This is a genomic window from Streptomyces sp. NBC_00354 (assembly GCF_036106915.1).
Classification (GTDB): Bacteria; Actinomycetota; Actinomycetes; order Streptomycetales; family Streptomycetaceae; genus Streptomyces.
On the sequence record NZ_CP107983.1, the window covers coordinates 5,457,227 to 5,474,629 of the forward strand.

A 17,403-nucleotide genomic window follows, 5' to 3' on the forward strand; every position below is an offset into this window, starting at 1 on the left:
GCAGGACCCGCTCGCCCCCCGCACCCCTTCCGCGGGGGGCGAGCTCCGTTCCCGTCAGTGCGTTGCGGCCAAGTCCGGTGCGGGCTCGGCCTGTTCCGCAGGGGACCGGCGGCGCCGCCGAAGCACCCGGGCGGTGAGCGCGGCGCCCGCCAGGATCAGCAGTGCGCCGGCGGCGGGCCACGGCACGGCGACGAACTCCGCCTCGGATGCCGAGGTGAGGTCCGGATAGGCGCTCGCCCCGGCCGAGATCCGTACGGTGACCCAGTCCGACTGCGGTGCGTCCGCCCACGGTTCGGTCAGCTCGATCCGCTGGCCGGGGAGCAGCACCAGCTTCGGCTCGCGGGCCGGCCGGTCGAGCACCGTACGGCCGAACAGCCCCTCGGCGGACACCGCCACCTTGGGCTCGACGACCACATTGCCCCGGTTGACCAGCGTGTACGAGACCGTGGCGCGGGCCTCCTTGACCCACGGCAGCAGCGGCGCGGACCGGCTGACCTTCACGTTCTCCACGCTCAGCCCCGGCGTCACCGGCCCCGGCACCCGGAAGTACAGCCGCGAGCCGACCTGCCGCTTCACCCCGACCTGGACCTTGCCCTCCTGCCGGATGCCCTCCACGGCGGTGTTGAGGGCGACGATCCCGCCGACGTGGTCGCCGGGCGTCGCGTCCTGGGGGACCTTCACCGTGAACGGGATGTCCTTGCGGCCCTTGGGCGGCACGGTCACCGTGGTCGCCGTCTCGGGCGGCAGCGCTATCCAGGTGCCCACGTCCTTGGGCTTCTGGTCCACCGGAAGCAGCGCGAAGGCGCCGCCGGCCGGGGTGTTCACCGCGTCGGTGGCGAAGACCTGGAAGGTCAGCTCCTTGTCGGAGGAGTTCAGGATCGTCACGCTGTCGCCGACCGTGGTCCCGGCCGCGCCCTGGTGGAAGAAGTACGCGCGATCGGTCATCGCGGCGCCGGCCGGGGGCGTCGGGAACACCCCCCAGGTGCCGTTGTCCGCGGCCGTCGCCGTCGCGGCGGGCAGGAGCAGGCCCGCGACCAGCAGCAACAGGGCGAGGAGCGGACCGTACGAAGCAGAGACGCGGGGGCGCATGGGCGGTTCTCCAGTCGGCGCGGGGCGGCGGGGGCGGGGGTGGGGGCGGAAGGCGAAGGGGTGGTGCGGCGCCGTGGCGCCGCACCACCCTGGGTGCACTGCTCCTGCCGGGTCAGGCGATCGAGAAGGTGACGACCGTCTGGTAGGTGTCGGCGAACATGAACGGCGGGAGCTGGATCATCCCGGCGCCGCCGACGGCGAACTCACCGCCGGTCAGCTCGTCCCCGCTGGCGGCCTGCGAGGCCACCTTCATCGGGGTCTCGGAGATCGCGCCGGGCGTGCCCGCGGTGCAGGTGCTCGGGCTGTCCGGGTTGGTCACGGTGCAGGACGGCTGGATGCCGATCTGCGCCTTCGCCATCGAGTGGCCGGTCGCCTGGTTCAGGAACGGCGTACGGGTCGCCGTCACGTCCCAGCCGAGCGTGCCGCCGCGGAAGTCCTGGACGGTCGCGGCGTTGAACACGCCGACCACCGACTGGGCCTTGCCGTTGATGGTGACCGAGGGGAAGGCGACGGCCGGCTGGCCGTCCTTCGGGCCGAGCGCCAGCGGGCCGGGGAGGACCTCGATGTCGACCGGGTTCTTCACACCCGCCTGGTCCTCCAGGTACACGAAGGACTTGTACGGGGTGACCGAGCCGTCGATCTTCAGGGCGTCGGCCTTCTTGGTGACGGTGATGTTGCAGGTGGCGGCGCCGGTCGCGTCCGCCGTGCCGGTGCCGGTGTCACCGGTGGCCGCGCCCGCGAGGAGGGCTGAGCAGGTGACCGGCCCGGCCGCGAAGTTGGCGCCGCTGACGACGACGGCCGTGCCGGCCTTGCCGCTGTTGGGCGTCAGCTTGGTGGTGACCGGGTCCTTGGGCAGGGCCTCGACGGCGACCGAGCCGAGGGTGGCGCTCGGCCGGGGCGCCGGGGTGCAGGTCGTGGTGAACACCGAGCCGCTGAGGTCGGCGTCGGTGACCGCGAGGTCGAGCTTGATGCCGACCGAGGTGCCCTCGGTGCCGTCCGGGATCTTGATCGTTCCGGAGAAGGCCTTCGGGTCGAGCGGGGTGCCGGCGACAACGCTGACGGTCTCGGGCGGGCTGGTGACCACCTGGGTGGTCGTCCCCACCTTGAGGGTGATCTTGGTGGTGTTCACCGTCGTGACGGAGAAGCCGGGGATCAGCGGGCTCGCACCCGGATCGATCGTGATCGGTACGACGTCGCCGGCCTTGGCCGTGTCGGGCACCGTGACCGTGTAGTTCTGGTTGCCCGAACCGTCCGGCTGCGGAGCCGGGGCGTCGCAGTTCTCGAAGACGGGGGTGGTCACGGTCGCCGCCTGGGCGGTGCCGGTCAGGCCCACCACGCCGCCCGTCAGCGCGAGGGACAGGGCGCCCGCCCCGGCCAGAATTCTTCGTCGGAACGTTGTACTCACTGGGTCGCGACTCCTTCGTCAGACGAACCCCTCCCCCCACCCGCTGTGTGGGGGAGGCCGAGCCGGTGCGGTGGCCGACATTGACGCGTCGCGGTGATGAGAAGTCAATGACTTGCTTTCGCCCGAAGCACACAGAAATTGATGTCCCATCAGGCCGGGTCCTCGGGGGTGCGGTGCGGGTGGGATGGGTGGGGTGCGGGCAGGGGGCTGACGTGGGCACTGACGTGGGCGCCGGCCTGGGCGTCGGCCTGGCGTCCGGTGATCCGGCGGGCGGCGGGCGGCGGGCGGCGGGCGGAGGGCGGCGGGCGGAGGGCGGGCCGGCCGGCCGGCGGCCGCCGGGCCGGGCCGGTTTCGCAGCCGTCACCACTCCGCGGGCCCGAGGCCGCCCGCGCGGGCCCGTCAGCCCGCGGCCGCCGGGGCGCGCAGCAGCAGGTTGGCGGTGCCGGCCGGGACCCCGGCGAGGTGGTCCGGTACGGCGCCCCGCACCAGCGCGGCGGAGACCTCGGCGGGGGTCTTCGCCGTACCGCCCGCGGCGAGGCCGTCCGCGAGGATCAGGGCGGCGACGCCCGCCGCGTGCGGGGCCGCCATGGAGGTGCCGGAGGCACGGGCGAGGGCTGTTGTCGAGCCCTTCCAGGCCGAGGTGACGGACACGCCCGGCGCGGCGAGGTCCACGCAGCTGCCATAACTGGAGAACGGGGCCCACTGGTCCGCGGCGTCGGCCGCGCCGACCGTGACCGCCGCGGGGACGGCGGCGGGGGAGCCGGTGCAGGCGTCGTCGGCGGAGTTGCCGGCGGCGACGGTGAACGTGATCCCGGCGGCGACGGCCCGCGTCACCGCCGCGTCCAGGGAGTAGCTGCGGGTGCCGCCCATGCTCATGTTGGCCACGGCGGGGGTGCCGGGGGCCTTGGCGGCGTCCTTCACCAGCCACTCCAGGCCGCCCAGGATGGACGTCAGGGTCGCGGACCCCTTGCAGTTGGCGACCTTGACGCCGACGAGGGAGACCCCCTTCGCGACCCCGTACGTCGCCCCGCCCAGGGTGCCCGCGACGTGCGTGCCGTGGCCGTTGCAGTCGCTGGAGCTCTCGAGGAACACCCCGTTGTAGCCGACCCGGGCCCGGCCCCCGAACTCCTGGTGGCCGGTGTTGATGCCGGTGTCCACGACGTACGCGGTGACGCCCTGCGCGGTGGTCGCGTACGTGTACGAGCCGTCGAGCGGGAGATCGCGCTGGTCGATCCGGTCCAGCGGCCACGGCGCCGGGTTCTGCGCGTCGCTGATCCGGAACTCGGCGTCCGGCTCCACCGAGGCCACCCGGGGGTCGGCGGCGAGGGCGGCGGCGCGGGCGGCGGTGGTGCGGACGGCGAAGCCGCTGAGGACGGTGTCGTAGACGGCCCCCACCTGGTCCCCGGCGCCCGCGGCTTCGGCGGCCAGGGCGCGGGTCGGGGCGCGGGAGGCGGTGTCCTTGAGGACCACGACGTACGGGGCGGTGGCGGATTCGGCGCGGTCGGCGGCGGCGGATGCGGAGTGCGGCGGCAGGGCGGTGGCCGCCGCGAGCAGGGCGGCGGCCGGGAGCAGCGCGGTGAGTGCGGTCATGCGGCCGATGCTCGGCGAGGTGCGGGCCGGGCGCGCGGAGGGTGCGCCGAGTGGGCGCACGACACGCCGCCGGACGGATGAGGCGGTGTCCGGCGGTTCACGGCCCGGCCCGGCCCGCCGGACGCGCCGATGGCGACGGCCTCGAGGGCGCCCCGCTCGCGGTCCACGACCTAGCCCGCGAGGGGCCAGCCGCGCATGGCGAAGACGCCCTCGTCGCGGGAGCCGGCGGAAGCGTACGTGGCGAGGGCGGCCTCGTTGTCGGTGTCGACTCCCACCCACATGCCGTAGCAGCCGCGCGCCTTGGCCTCGTCGGCGAGGGCCGCGGTCAGGGCGCGGCCGATGCCGCGGCGCCGGTAGCCCTCGTCGACGGAGAGCTCGTACAGGCACATCTCGGTGCCCTTGTCGGGGTGGCTCATCTCGACCCCGGAGACCATGCCGGCGGGGATGTCGTCGACGTAGGCGATGAGCATCAGGTGTCCCGGCGCGGAGAGGAAGCGCTCGGACCAGTCGAGTCGGGCGGGGCCGTCGAAGAGCCCCTCCGCGGCCTGGAGTTCGGCGACGGTACGGGCGGGGCGGATGTCCATGGCGGTCACGATAATGGGCGCATGACGAGCGGCGACCTTGATTTCCCCACGGCGTGGCGAACCGCTCGGGAGGCGGTGCGCAGGGCGCTCGGGCCGGCGCACGAAGCACTGGCGGCCGGGGGCCGGCGGTGACCGGAGACGGCGTCCCTCCACGACGCCTTGCCCCCGGGGCTGCCCGCGTCCCCCGCGGTGGAGACCTGGCCGGCACCGCTGTGGCCGGCGGTGCGCTCGGCCGCGGCCTCCCGTGCGAGCCGTACCTCCTGATGCCGTTTCTGCTGCGCGACTGCGCCGCCGGGCGGAGTCCTCGGGCTGGGGCGGGTCAGGTGCGCAGGGCGAGGGCCGCCGCGTAGGCCGGCGGAGCCGGGAGGTCCGTCACGCGCCAGCCGGGGACGGGCGCCGGGTCGGGGCCCGTGCCGACGTACGGGTCGGCCAGACCCGCGGCCAGGCCGGTGCCCGTGCCCTTGAGGTACGCCTCCTTGCGCGACCACAGGCGGGCCAGCGCCCCCGGCTGCTCCGCCGCGGGCAGCGCGGAGAGCTCCGCGGTCTCCGCCGGATGCAGGCTGGTCAGGACGTCCGCCACAGCTGCCGCGCTCGGGGTCGCCTCCACGTCGATCCCGACCGGCACCCCCGCGAACGCGAGGTACGCCAGCTCGTCGCTGTGCGAGAGCGAGAACTGCACGGCGCCTCCCGCCACCGCCGGCCGCCCGTGCGGGCCGTCGCAGCACGGGCAGTCCTCCCGGACCAGGGCGACGTCCTGCGGGGCCAGCCCGAGGTAGCCGCCGAGCAGCACCCGCAGCCCCACGTGGGAGGCGAGGAACCGGTGCCGGTCCTCGGCCCGCACCAGCCGCTGGGCCCGCTCCCGTTCGTTCGCGTCCAGGAGCGCCGGGGCCTCGTCGATCCGGTGGCCGCCGACCACGCCGAGGGTGGTGTCCAGGGACCACACCGTCACGGCCGTCCCCGTCGGGACCTCGCCGGTCCGCGGTGGGTCCTCGCCGAGTCGGTTCACGTACGTACTCACCCGACGAGGGTAGACCAGCCGTTCGAGGCGGCCCTGGTTAATCTCGTCCTCTCGTCGATCAGCTGATCATCCGATCAAAGGAGCTCTTGATGCGAAGTGCCGCCGTCACACCGGAAGATGACCGGATCCGCTGGGTCGAGCTGCCCGGGGAGGAGCCCGCCCGGGTGTACGTGCACGGGCTGGGATCGACCTCGCCCGCCTACTTCGCCGCGAGCGCCGTGCACCCGCTCCTCGCGGGCCGCCGCTCGCTGCTGGTCGACCTGCTGGGGCACGGGCACAGCGACCGGCCCGAGGGTTTCCCGTACACCGTCGAGGCGCACGCCGACACCCTGGCCGCCGCCCTGGACGCGGCCGGTGCGACCGGCGTCGAGCTGATCGCCCACAGCATGGGCGGCGCCGTGGCCATCGTGCTCGCCCACCGCCACCCCCGCCTCGTCTCCCGGCTGGTGCTGGTCGACGCCAACCTGGACCCGGTGCCGGTCGTCCCGCGCACCGCCGGCAGCAGCGGCATCGCCTCCTACACCGAGGAGGAGTTCCTGGCCGGCGGCTGGGCCGAGGTGCGCGACCGGATCGGCGCGCACTGGTGGTCCACCATGCGCCTGGCGGACCGTACGGCCCTGCACCGCACCGCCGTACACCTCGCGGCCGGCACGACGCCGACCATGCGCGAGCTGCTGCTGGAGCTGAAGATCCCGCGCACCTACCTGCTGCCCGCGGCCGACGGGCCCCTCGCCGGAGCCGAGGCCCTGGAGGCCGCCGGGGTGTCCGTGGTCCCCGTTCCGGACTGCGGGCACAACATCATGCTCGACAACCCGGAGGCATTCGCCCGGGCCACCGCGGCCGCACTCGCCCGCGAGAACTAGCCGCGGCTGCGTGCGTGGGCCGTCGCCGGGGTGCCGTCCTGCGTCTGCGCCCCCGGCGAAGGGGTCCCGTCCGTCCAGGCGTAGACCCGCTTGCCGCGCACCGCGACCTGGTACTGGTAGAAGTCACGGCACTCGGGCCGCTCCTCGGCCCGGGTGCCGTGCGGCCACCATTTGGCGCTCAGCTTCCGCCCGCCCTGGTCCTTCGGCGTGCCCGCGGTGCACTGCGGGCCGTCCAGCGGGGTCGCTCCGAGCGTGAAGCGGATCAGCCGGGCCTCTCCGGCGCTGCGCACGCGTATGCGTATGTCGGTGGCGTCCTTGGGCACCCAGGACGGCAGCGTGAAGGCCTTCTCACCGCGGGTGGGCGCGTCGGCGGCGGTCGCGAAGTGCTTGCTCTTCTCCTTGAAGACGCGGTCGTTGATGGAGTCGGTCAACGGGTTGGGCGGGAGATTGGGCAGCGCGAAGGCGGCGGTGGCGACGACTCCCACGGTGGCGGCGGCGATGACGAGGGGACGGCGGTTCATGTGATCCAGTCTCGGCCGCGGCGCTCCCGCGCGCGTCCCTCCTCAGGACGAACCTGATGTCTGCCGGAAGTCTGATACCGCGTCCTACCTGAGAGCTGCGTCGGTCAGCGACGCCTGCTGCGGGACAAGGCCAGGACCGGGCCAGGACACGCCACTGACCCCTCGTCACCCCGACACCCGGACCCGGCGAGCGGCGTTATAGCGGCGTTAAGGGGCGGCGATAGGACGTGCCCCGAGGGTGGAACCCGACGCCGTACCGGGGGTTACCCCGGGCGGCCCCCCACTCCCGTCCTGGAGGAATGCCATGCGCCGTCGTTCCGCTCCGCTCCTCGCATCCGTGGCCGCGGCCGCCGTACTCGTCGTCGCGACCCCCGCGTCGGCGGTCCCGGCCGACAAGCCGCAGGTCCTCGGCGGTTGGACGCAGACCAGCGCCGCCAGCTTCAACGCCTGGGTCGCGGCGCGCGGCAACCAGGGCACGTGGGCGGCGTACGGATTCGACTGGTCGACGGACTACTGCTCGACCTCGCCCGACAATCCGTTCGGGTTCCCCTTCCAGACGTCCTGCGCCCGCCATGACTTCGGCTACCGCAACTACAAGGCCGCAGGTGTATTTTCGGCCAACAAGTCCCGGCTGGACGATGCCCTCTACGCGGACCTGAAGCGGGTCTGCTCGGCGTACTCGGGTGTGAAGAAGGGTTCTTGCGACAGCGCCGCGTGGACCTACTACCAGGCCGTCAAGGCCTTCGGCGTCTCGCCGCAGGACGCGCCCGCCGCCTGAGCCGTCTCATGATCAACCCTGTCGCCCCTTGATCTCCGGCCCCGCCCCGCACCCCCGTCGGGCGGGGCCGGCCGTGCTCTGCGCTCCCTCGCGCGCCCCCTTCTCGCGTTCACACATTCTCCGTTTCTGCTTCGCCGATCCGTGTGTCCCTCAGTCCTACGCCCCGTGGATTGTCATGCCCGCGGCCCTGGGTGGGTGGTCGTTTCCGGCCACGTACGGCCTGTGGGGAAGGGGGGCGGCCCGGTGTCTCGACCACGTTTTCTGTTCGTGTCATGGGTGGACGTCGCACGACGGCAGGTACCTGTGCCGGCGCAGGGGAGAAGCTCCGGCGACAGCCCCGGCAGCTCTTCCCCCGACGCCGTGGCCTGGCGGCTCGTTCGGCGCCCTCTCGGGCGGCCAGCAGCAGCGCCTGTGCATCGCCCGCTCCCTGGCGGTCCGCCCGCAGATCCTGCTGATGGACGAGCCCTGTTCGGCGCTGGACCCGACCTCCACGCGCCGCATCGAGGAGACGATCCGGGAGCTGGCCGAGGAGGTCACCATCGTGATCGTCACGCACAACATGCAGCAGGCGGCCCGCGTCTCCGACCAGTGCGCCTTCTTCCTCGCGGAACAGGGCACCCCGGGCCACATCGTCGAACACGGCCCCACGGAGGCGATGTTCTCCACCCCGGCGGACCCCCGCACGTCCGACTACGTCCAGGGCCGCTTCGGCTGACCCACTCGCGCAACCCGCAGGTCGACGACGTAATGCTCCGGAACCGACCCGTCGGGGAACAGCCGGAGCAGGTGCTCCCTCTCCTCGGCCAGGAACTCGTCGGTCCCGGGCCGTCCGATCAGGAAGAGCGAATGCGTCCCCAGCTTGGCGAGGTGGACATCGACGGGGATCCGGCGGGACCAACGCAGCAGCCGGGTGGTGAACTCCAGGCCGCTCTGCGACCGGGGGTGTTCGTTGACGTACCAACCGGGGCCGAATCCCTCCTCGATCCGCGCCTGCTGGCCGGCGATCCACTCGACGCCGACGTCGGGGTCGTTCGACCAGACGGCCACCGCCCCGCCGGGCCGCAGCACGCGCAGGGCTTCCGGCCCGGACAGGGCCGGGTCGGTCCAGTGCCAGGACTGCGCGTACGAAAGAAGATCAAGGGACCCGGACGCAAACGGCAGCCGATCCCCATCTCCCCGTACGAGCGGCACCCGCGGGTTACGCCGCCGGAACTCGGCGGCCATCCCCGCCCCCGGCTCGACGCCGACCACGTCGGCCCCACGGGTGTACAGCAACCCGGTGGCAATCCCGGTCCCGGCCCCCACATCGGCAACCCGCGCCCCGCCCAGCGCAACCCCGGAGAGCTCCTCCACGGCATCAAGCAGCGCTTGCGGATACGAGGGCCGATGCTCCCCGTACAGCCGGGCCGCCGAACCGAACGACCGCGCCCGCTCCCAAGCCCCATCCGTCATCCCCCCATCCTCCCGCCGACCCCACTCCCACACCAGGGCACACCGGAGCCGTGGCTGCTATCGGCCCGCCGACGCGATCGGCATACCCTCGCGCACCTCGTACGCGAGCAGCCCCGGCCGGAAGGGGGCCCGGCCGGGGCTGCTCGGGAGGGTCAATCCTCGTCGGGCTCCAGCACCACGAACCCACGTACAGACGTTGACCGATGGGTGCCGCCCTGCGCCCGTCGCACCTGCTCGACGAGGTCCTCGTACCGGGGATCGATCCCTCCTGGGGCCCCGCCACAGGGCCCGGTCCACGGTGTACCCGGCCGCCTCGATGCTGCCCTGCGAGCGGTTGGCCGGGTCGGGACGCTCCGGCACGTGGTGAATGAAGCCACCGCCGAGCTGCACGCACAGCCCGTGGTACAGCCCGGTGTGCAGGATCAGCGCACGCCGGCCCCAGTACCCGAACACCTCGCGGTAGTCGCGGCCCTGGGATACGACCGCGCCGAACATGGCGGCGAACGTATGGCGGGGGACGCCGAGCCAGTCGGCCCAGGTTCCGTACTCCCGGACGTTGCTACGGGAGGGTCACCAAGGTGCCCCGACCTGCACGAAAGCCCTCCCCGGAGGGAGGGCTTGGGGTGGGACGTGGAGAGTGCCCCCGGCAGGACTCGAACCTGCGGCCAAGTGCTTAGAAGAGACTGGCCCCGTTCACGCTTCAAGCGGCTCTGACCTGCCGCTTAGCGGGTCGAGAGTGCCGTTCTCCAGACGTGTCCCCCGCGTATCCACCGGAGGCGCAGATTCCGGTGCGCCTGAAGGCGCAACATCCACCTGCGCCGCCCTGTCCTGTTCGCATGGACAGGGGGGGACCCATCCGTAGGCATCCTCTGGCGTACAGCGACGTTGCCGTCACCCTTTGCCATCAGATCGGCGCTCCTCGCTGGTGCATTGCCGTCGTCCCTGCGGTACATGTTGCCGCCTCCACTCACTAGGTTGGGGCTAGCTCGTCTGGTGGGTGGGTGGTACCCGCTCCCACGGTCAAACGGAGGTACCAACTTTGGACGTAGGGCAGTCCCGAATAGTGGCACGTATCAGCCACATCAGCGAGGACGGTTGCACGGCATTCATCGAACTACGCAATGGCAATTTCGGGACTGCCGACTACCCCAACGGGTTTCCTCACAACATCGGAGACGTTGTATTCATTGACGCCGAAGGAGCCATCAGTGAAGCCCCGCAGGATCTTTGGAGGGAAGATCACTGGGTAGGGATCACCAAGTTGGCATTCGCCGACAGAATCGTGGTGGAAGTTAACGGCCGCCTCCGACTCTTCCCGAACCCGCCGGAACTTGGCATGCGTGCCGGGCAAACCGTCGAAGGGAGAGATTCCACCGGTATCATTGGGGTCATCTCCGATAAACCGATCAAACTGTTGGATGACATGCTTGGTGACACGTCCGCCGAACGGTTCATCGTGCCGCCAGACAAGAACATCTCGTTTGAAGATTTCGGCGGATATAGGGAAATCGTCGACCGGGCGCGCGAGCTGATTGAACTCCCCCTAAAATACCATGACGCGCTCAGCAATATCGGCGCGCGTGCCATCAAAGGGGTGCTATTCACCGGACCATCAGGAACAGGGAAAACCCTACTGGCTCGAATTATTGCCAATCACGCCGACGCAACCTTTTATGCGATCAACGGTCCAGAGATCCTAAGTAAATGGTACGGCCAAAGTGAAGAAGTCATCAGGGGCATCTTCGAAGACGCCAAGCGTCGCAATCGTGCCATCATCTTCTTCGATGAAATCGACAGCCTAGCCTCTCAGAGAGGCGACGATTCCCACGAAGCATCCCGCCGACTAGTAGGTCAGCTCCTCTCGCTCATGGACGGATTTTCCCGAGACACCAACGTGATGGTTATCGGGACCACCAACCGGCCGCAAGATATCGACTCGGCACTGCGCAGACCGGGGCGATTTGACTGGCAGGTTCACTTTCCGATCCCCAACCGGGAAGACCGGGAGGAAATTCTTCAAACATCTTCGCGGAAACTTCAGGTGGGTGAAGAGCTGCCACACTCCTGGGTCGCCGAGAAGACAGAGTCATGGACTCCGGCAGAACTCGCCGCAATTTGGACAGAGGCCGCCCTTTTGGCGGTTTCTGACGAGCGAACTCTACTAATGATGGAAGACTACTTGGGTGGATTCGAGCGAGTTGCACGGCAGCGCAATTCTGCAGTCTGATATCTTGAGAGGTCTCCTGTGAGCAACCGCTTCATCGTCTGGATTAAGGCTAAGGTTCTCCGGCGTGGCGTGCGGAGGATGAAGCGCCTGCGCGAATTTATCTACCTGGATGAAGTGAGCGTGACGAGCCTTCTGGCGTCTATTCTGGGTGCAATTCCAAGTGAAATTACCGAGAAGTTGACGAACTCTACTCGATCAGAGCGCAGTATTGGTGTCAGCATGGGGGCCAGAGAAGCAACCTTCAAGCCTAACGCCGGCGTCAAGCGAGAAACGACGCGTACGAACGACTATCAGGTGCTACGCAAGGCTTCCATCCAAGCTACCTTCAGAGATCTGTACAGCAACGTCGAATCATCTCTCACCCTTCGGGCCGATCCATTGCCCGAAAATATCTCCAAACTAAAGCGAAAAATCCGCACCGCGCAGACCGGATCCCTGGCCGTTCCGCCCTGGATCGTACCGAGCGCCGACCTTCGACGGGGAAGGCTCCTTGAGCTGGAAGTCGAACTGCGCGCGGACGCATTGTTTCGCACCAGCACTATTATCGCCAGCATGACGAGTATCATCGGTCAGTCGGCTGCGCTTGCCGCCGAGGTCGATACTCGCCAACTCCAGATGGCCAGTGAGATTAACGGATTCATCCGAGAATTGATGTCCGGCCTCATTCCGATCAAATGTCGTGCGCTCGACTATGACGTGACTACCGTAGCCGGGAAGGATTTGCTGGTCCGAAAGGATCTCTTCCCTCACATGCCTGAAGTTTACGGGCGAGAGCGGAAGCCGCTCTACGTGGTCGGCGTACTGGAAGAGGCGCTCTTCTGGAAAGATATCAGACGGGTTCTGTTCTCCAGCTCTCCCGTAAGGGTCCTTTGTCGCGTCGGGCGCCATCACGTTCAAGACTCCTGGAGCCCCGTCAAGCTTTACGACGTACTCAGGGAAGTTATGCCTGATATGGAAAGCGTAATGGGAGCGTTGGGGCCCTCGGCTCTCCGAGCGATGACCGGAGGGGTGGACTCGACTCACGACCCGGCTCAGCTTCGCAGGCGTGCGCTAATCCAGTACGGCATGCTCATTGCCGAATCGCAAGGATTGACCCTTCCCGATGAATGTCGGGTCCAGATTGAGTCGATCGCTTCAAGTAGGGCTTCCGAGATGGGCTCGATTGAAGGAAACCGAGCTGTCTTTGGAGAAGTGGCGAGCCAGGTCTCATCTGCGCTAGCATGCCAGATTTCGAGAGACGATCAAGCTCGAATGCGCAGCGAAGCCCTAATCCAATCAGGGCTCATGCTCGACGGAAGTCTTTCGATTCGCCCCGAGAGCCGGGATGGGCGCCTGGAAGAGCCGCAGAACGAGAAGTTCCTTGATGTCGAAATCGTGGCCATCTACTGGTGATTATCGCTTGCTCGATCGGCTAGATAACCGCGATCTACCGATGTTGTGGGCCGCTGGGTGCGGCACTTACTGCGATGAACCTGATCTCGGCGCTGGGGCCGGGGAGTCGGCGATCGTGGGAGGTAGGAGCGGGTTCTGTTGTCCCTGGCCGAACCAGTAACCGATGATGGCCCCAGCGATGCCTGTGACTGGAGTGACGTAAAGACTGAAGTCCTGCGCGGCAACCCCGGCGATCATGGCAACCCAAGGTGAGGCGATGATCGCGAAAACGACAGCAACCAACGCCCAGCCACGAACGCTCTCTGCGCGCCGGATGAGCCCAGAGTGCTCGAAGGTGAGGTCTGCCCGATGCTTCCGATCTGCTAGCTCCACCTCCCAGCGTCGCTCAAGTTCGCGAAGGCGGACCTCGGCTTCAATTTCCTCAGGTGTTTCTGGGCGCTTGCCTAGGTGATACATAGGCTGCTCGCGTGCAGCCGCGTTTTTTCGATTTTCTTCAGTCAGCTCGGCTACTTTACGCGTAAGCTCCTCGGCTTCGTTGTCCTTGCTCGACCACAACCTAGTCACTACGTTGTTGTCGCTGAGTAGGAGTCGATATTCAGTAACCCAGTCCTGGTCGGTCTCTGGCTCTCTTCCTATCTGCCAGGCGTGACGCTTTCCGTCAATCCAGAAACCGTCCGGACTGGCGCCGGACGGATCCTCTCCTGCATCGTCTTCAGGCACTCTCTCCCCCTCCTTCTGTATGCATCTCAGTTACCGTACAGGTATGGGGAGTTGGCGGTGGCAGGGACTGGACTAGCAGTCGCAGACGGGGTCTAGGCCGCGCCGTAGGCACGCCTCACCCAACTCCCGTCCCGTCTCCCGTCGGCCCACACGCATGTGGAGCGGACGTGGCACCGGGCGTCCAGGTGGAGCGCGCCACTATACGAACGACCTGGACGCCACGGTGCCATGTCTGCTTGGCTTGCCTGGGCCGACGGCGGGCGGGACGGGAGTTCCCCGCCCCCAGCCATCCGCGGGCTGGCACTCGCAAGCGGCGCCCCCGCCATTCCGGAGCCTGAGCGCTCCCGCCGGAGGCACGTCGGTGAGGGATGGAATCGACGGCCGCTCGGGGCTCGACTCAGGCCCTTTGGCCTACCCCACTCGCAGGGCGGCCGTCGGCGCAGCGGGGTGCTTGATGCAGTAGGGAGACTTCTACCGACGGACTCGAACCCGTCCAGAACCGCCTGGGGCCGCTTGGTGTATCCATAGGCTTGAAATGGTCTGGCAGTCAACTGCGTAACACTGAAGCTCAGTTCCGCCGTTGAAGTCGCTGTCCTCTCTACCTTTGAAGGGATCAGAAGCTCATGACTGTTTCACCGATCGCGTCGTCCCTCTGCACCAGGTGCGGAACGAAGTTGAGCCGAAGTAACACCGACACAGTGTGTAGTCCCTGTCGCCGGGCTGTCGGCCCTGCGGCCTCAGGTAGCTCCTCAAAAGCCGTATCGGCCGCTGCCTCGCCGCACTGGCTTGGTGGTGATACCGAGCGGAGTGCCCCTCCCGACGGGTCGAACCTGGCCGAGGTGCTCAAGGCGTATCGAGCACTCCACAAGCTCAAGCAGCAGGACCTTGCCGACCTGCTTGGCTATGACCAGTCGTACGTGTCCTTACTCGAACGCGGCAAGCGGACCATCCGGGACATGGTCGAGCTTCGTCGGCTTGCTCACGCGCTGGCGCTACCCGAAGACGAGCTTGGCCTGCTTCCGCCAGCCGAGGCCGCGGTCACAGTCGGAGCAGCCACAGGTGGCTCGGGCGAGCGGAGTCCGCTCGCTGCTGTGGACGATCAGCGGCGTTGGCGGATGACGCGCCGCGAACTCAATCGCCATCGGGCTGACCTTACACAGGCTGCTGCCCGCCTTTACCCGGACGTCTCTCGTGCAGGAAGCAGCCCGGTACTCACCCTCGAGGCGTGGATGTGGCCCGAGCCGGTCGACTTCGCGGACATCGAGCTGGCCTGGCTGACGCAGACCAGTCCGCCAGAGATCAGCGGGCGGGAGAAGGAGGCAGAGGGAGTCCGGCCGCTCGCACCGCACGGCGCCAAGTTCGATCGCTATACCCAGGCGATTCGGATGATCGACCGGCCGTCGCTGTTCGTGAACCGGCCGAGTTTCCGTCTGCTCGACGTGGGGCGAACGGAAGGCCGTCCGAAGCTGTCGTTCGGCTACACGACCTACTTCGACATGGCTGACATCTGCGAGGGCGTGGCGCACGAGCTGGCGAGCGCTTGGCTGAAGACGGGCAGCGACCCGGCGTGGATCGGTGAGCCAAGTTGGGCGGAACTCCCATTCCGATCGCTCGTCGGGGACCCGTTCGACCTGGGCCATCGGGCACTTCTGCCGTCCATCGACACCCTGACGATCCGCCTCGGGCCCGATGGCGCGTCGTTCCCGCTCCACCACCGGTCCGCGAGCAACGTTGCTCTGGCCGGGGGGACGTACCACGTCATGCCGGCCGGGGTGTTCCAGCCGTCTTCGGTCATGCCCTGGGACCAGGCGAACGACTTCAACCTCTGGCGCAACGTCCTTCGCGAGTACGCCGAGGAATTCCTCGGGGACCCGGAGGCTGACGGCAGCAGCGGGGAGCCGATCGACTACGACGGAACGGAGCCCTTCCGCACGCTCAACCAGGCTCGCCGCGACGGCAAAGTACGCCCGTACTGTTTCGGGATCGGGCTGGACCCGCTCACGCTTGCAGGCGAGATCCTGAGCGTGGTGGTCATCGAGGCAGACGTGTACGACTCGGTCTTCTCCGGCATGGTGTCCCGGAACTCCGAGGGTGCCGTTGTGGCAGGCAACGCCAGCGGGAGTGGCGCGGGAATCGAGTTCACCGAGTCCAACGTCCGGCGTCTGCTGGACAATGAACCCCTGGCGTCCGCTGCCGCCGCGTGCCTCGACCTGGCGTGGCAGCACCGCGGGCTCATCCTGGGCTGAGAGGCAGATCAGTGCGCGTACTTGTGACCGGTGCATACGGGTTCGTAGGCAATGCGGTCGTGCGGCGGCTCGCCGAGGCGGGCCACGACACCGTGGCTCTCACGCATCGGTCGGCGGACGCCTCCGTACCAGAGCTGCCAGTGTCCCGAGTGTTCCGAGGCGACATCCGTGACGGGGCCGCCCTCAGGGAGGCTCTTGAGGGTGTCCAGGGCGTGTGCCACCTGGCGGCTCTCACGCGGGTGCGGGAGTCCTTCGAACACCCGGAGGAGTACGAAGCCGTCAACGCCGGCGGCACGGTGACCTTGCTCGATGCCCTGGCCGCCGCGTCTACGGGCTCACAGGCCCCGACGGTTGTCCTCGGCTCGACTGCGGCGGTCTACGGAGCACCCGAGCAGCAGCCCATCGGCGAGGACACCGTTCCGGCTCCGAGTAACCCGTACGGCACGTCGAAGCTGGCCGCCGATAGGGCGTTGCAGGCTCGCGCGGAAACAGGCGCGATCAAGGCGGTGAGCCTTCGGTGCTTCAACATCTCGGGTGCCGTCAACGGAGTGGGCGATGCCGACGAGAGCCGGATCATCCCGAAGGCCGTGGCGGTGGCAGCTGGCCGCTACCCGCAGCTTGAAATGAACGGCGACGGTGATGCAGTCCGGGACTTCGTGCACGTTGACGACCTGGCGCGCGCGTACGTGATGGCGCTTGAGGCCAATACCTGTGCCTCCTACCGGGTCTACAACGTCGGTGCCACCCCGGCGAGCATGCGGGAGATCGTGGCCACGGTGGAACGGGTTACGGGCAGGGGCGTGCCTGTGCTGCACCGTCCCCCGCAGCCCGAGCCGCCGCGGCTAGTTGCCGACATTTCCAGGATCACCGCTGATCTTGGGTGGAAGCCGGAACGCTCCAGCCTTGAGCAGCTGGTGAGCGACGCGTGGTCCGTCGTATCTGCCGGCAGTCACTGAGACTTGGTCAAGCGGTCCTTGACGCCCGCAGGCAGGTTGGCGAACGCCGCCTGCCAGCGCTCAAGGACCGCTTTGCTGTGTGCGGTACCGGCGCCGCCCTTCCCCAGAGTCTCGCGTAGGGCTGCTTCAACCTCCATGCCTGCCTGCAGCAGTGGCAGGGCCCAATCCGCGGCACCGCGCGAGTGATCTGCGAGTCGGGGCGGGAACTGGGCAAAGACCCCTTTGCCTTGGTGGCCGACGACGTATCCCTCGGCTCGCAGGAGTGAGACGGCGTTCTTCACCACGGTGCTTGAGGCGCCGGAGCTGGTGATCAGATCCTGTGCCGACGGCAGGGGGGAGCCGTCGGTGATCTCGCCGCTGCGAATGCGTTCCCGCAGGTCATCGGCCAGCTGAAGGTATGCCGGCTGCCCTCGAAACTCTGTCACGGGGAGATTCCTCCAGTCGGGGATGTCGTACCTAGTACACCAGTCTCCCCGCATCCATTCCCGATGGGCGGGGGCGAGCTACTTGCCAACATGGTGCACTAGGTGCACCATGTTGAACCGAGGGCGGCGCGGACGTG

The 17,403-nt window shown here is 68.5% G+C and carries 15 protein-coding genes and 2 pseudogenes; 7 read left to right on the forward strand and 10 right to left on the reverse strand.

The window, feature by feature from the left end; all coding sequences use genetic code 11:
• Positions 1-54: 54 nt before the first annotated feature.
• The 5 genes from OHT74_RS24975 to OHT74_RS24995 all read right to left on the reverse strand — a co-directional run bounded on the left by OHT74_RS24975 (position 55) and on the right by OHT74_RS24995 (position 5,686).
• Positions 55-1,089 carry a WxL protein peptidoglycan domain-containing protein gene (locus OHT74_RS24975; protein WP_328621443.1) on the reverse strand — a complete coding sequence of 345 codons (1,035 nt, stop codon included), beginning with the start codon at positions 1,087-1,089 and terminating at the stop codon, positions 55-57.
• A 112-nt stretch (positions 1,090-1,201) separates the two neighbouring features.
• Complete coding sequence (locus OHT74_RS24980; protein WP_328621444.1) at positions 1,202-2,494, reverse strand: hypothetical protein; 1,293 nt, start codon at positions 2,492-2,494, stop codon at positions 1,202-1,204.
• Between the two features lie 399 nt (positions 2,495-2,893).
• Complete coding sequence (locus tag OHT74_RS24985) at positions 2,894-4,084, reverse strand: S8 family peptidase (RefSeq protein ID WP_328621445.1); 1,191 nt, start codon at positions 4,082-4,084, stop codon at positions 2,894-2,896.
• Between the two features lie 170 nt (positions 4,085-4,254).
• Positions 4,255-4,668 carry a GNAT family N-acetyltransferase gene (locus OHT74_RS24990; RefSeq protein WP_266666920.1) on the reverse strand — a complete coding sequence of 138 codons (414 nt, stop codon included), beginning with the start codon at positions 4,666-4,668 and terminating at the stop codon, positions 4,255-4,257.
• Positions 4,669-4,987: 319 nt separating this feature from the next.
• Positions 4,988-5,686, reverse strand: coding sequence for a 4'-phosphopantetheinyl transferase family protein (locus tag OHT74_RS24995; protein ID WP_328621446.1), 699 nt, complete (start codon positions 5,684-5,686; stop codon positions 4,988-4,990).
• An 89-nt stretch (positions 5,687-5,775) separates the two neighbouring features.
• Between OHT74_RS24995 and OHT74_RS25000 the strand changes: the two genes are divergently transcribed.
• Positions 5,776-6,549: an alpha/beta fold hydrolase gene (locus tag OHT74_RS25000; protein WP_328621447.1), complete on the forward strand. Its 774-nt coding sequence runs from the start codon at positions 5,776-5,778 to the stop codon at positions 6,547-6,549.
• Here the strand turns inward: OHT74_RS25000 and OHT74_RS25005 are convergent.
• Positions 6,546-7,070 carry a hypothetical protein gene (locus tag OHT74_RS25005; protein ID WP_328621448.1) on the reverse strand — a complete coding sequence of 175 codons (525 nt, stop codon included), beginning with the start codon at positions 7,068-7,070 and terminating at the stop codon, positions 6,546-6,548. The two genes, OHT74_RS25000 and OHT74_RS25005, sit on opposite strands and share 4 nt — an antisense overlap.
• Before the next feature lie 304 nt (positions 7,071-7,374).
• Here OHT74_RS25005 and OHT74_RS25010 point away from each other — a divergent pair, with 304 nt between their 5' ends.
• Together OHT74_RS25010 and OHT74_RS25015 are read left to right on the forward strand one after the other, a co-directional pair.
• Positions 7,375-7,848: a phospholipase gene (locus tag OHT74_RS25010; RefSeq protein WP_328621449.1), complete on the forward strand. Its 474-nt coding sequence runs from the start codon at positions 7,375-7,377 to the stop codon at positions 7,846-7,848.
• Positions 7,849-8,233: 385 nt separating this feature from the next.
• Positions 8,234-8,563: pseudogene (locus OHT74_RS25015) on the forward strand (phosphate ABC transporter ATP-binding protein); the annotation flags it as partial.
• Here the strand turns inward: OHT74_RS25015 and OHT74_RS25020 are convergent.
• Positions 8,539-9,300, reverse strand: coding sequence for a class I SAM-dependent methyltransferase (locus OHT74_RS25020; RefSeq protein ID WP_328621450.1), 762 nt, complete (start codon positions 9,298-9,300; stop codon positions 8,539-8,541). The pseudogene OHT74_RS25015 and the gene OHT74_RS25020 sit on opposite strands and share 25 nt — an antisense overlap.
• Before the next feature lie 447 nt (positions 9,301-9,747).
• Positions 9,748-9,852, reverse strand: a pseudogene (locus tag OHT74_RS25025) (haloacid dehalogenase); the annotation flags it as partial.
• Positions 9,853-10,363: 511 nt separating this feature from the next.
• On the opposite strand from OHT74_RS25025, the gene OHT74_RS25030 reads away from it, so the two are divergent.
• Together OHT74_RS25030 and OHT74_RS25035 are read left to right on the forward strand one after the other, a co-directional pair.
• The gene (locus tag OHT74_RS25030) at positions 10,364-11,527 is read left to right on the forward strand and encodes an ATP-binding protein (protein WP_328621451.1); all 1,164 of its coding nucleotides are present in this window, start codon (positions 10,364-10,366) and stop codon (positions 11,525-11,527) included.
• An 18-nt stretch (positions 11,528-11,545) separates the two neighbouring features.
• Positions 11,546-12,919, forward strand: a complete 1,374-nt coding sequence (locus OHT74_RS25035) for a DUF6414 family protein (RefSeq protein ID WP_328621452.1) — start codon at positions 11,546-11,548, stop codon at positions 12,917-12,919.
• Between the two features lie 66 nt (positions 12,920-12,985).
• Here OHT74_RS25035 and OHT74_RS25040 read toward each other — a convergent pair whose 3' ends face one another.
• The gene (locus OHT74_RS25040; protein ID WP_328621453.1) at positions 12,986-13,639 is read right to left on the reverse strand and encodes a hypothetical protein; all 654 of its coding nucleotides are present in this window, start codon (positions 13,637-13,639) and stop codon (positions 12,986-12,988) included.
• Positions 13,640-14,478: 839 nt separating this feature from the next.
• Between OHT74_RS25040 and OHT74_RS25045 the strand changes: the two genes are divergently transcribed.
• Together OHT74_RS25045 and OHT74_RS25050 are read left to right on the forward strand one after the other, a co-directional pair.
• Complete coding sequence (locus tag OHT74_RS25045; protein ID WP_328621454.1) at positions 14,479-15,885, forward strand: helix-turn-helix transcriptional regulator; 1,407 nt, start codon at positions 14,479-14,481, stop codon at positions 15,883-15,885.
• Positions 15,886-15,896: 11 nt separating this feature from the next.
• Positions 15,897-16,841: an NAD-dependent epimerase/dehydratase family protein gene (locus OHT74_RS25050; RefSeq protein ID WP_328621455.1), complete on the forward strand. Its 945-nt coding sequence runs from the start codon at positions 15,897-15,899 to the stop codon at positions 16,839-16,841.
• Here the strand turns inward: OHT74_RS25050 and OHT74_RS25055 are convergent.
• Entirely contained in the window at positions 16,835-17,266 is a 432-nt protein-coding gene (locus OHT74_RS25055; protein WP_328621456.1) for a winged helix-turn-helix domain-containing protein, read from the reverse strand. The genes OHT74_RS25050 and OHT74_RS25055 overlap by 7 nt on opposite strands.
• Positions 17,267-17,403 lie beyond the last annotated feature (137 nt).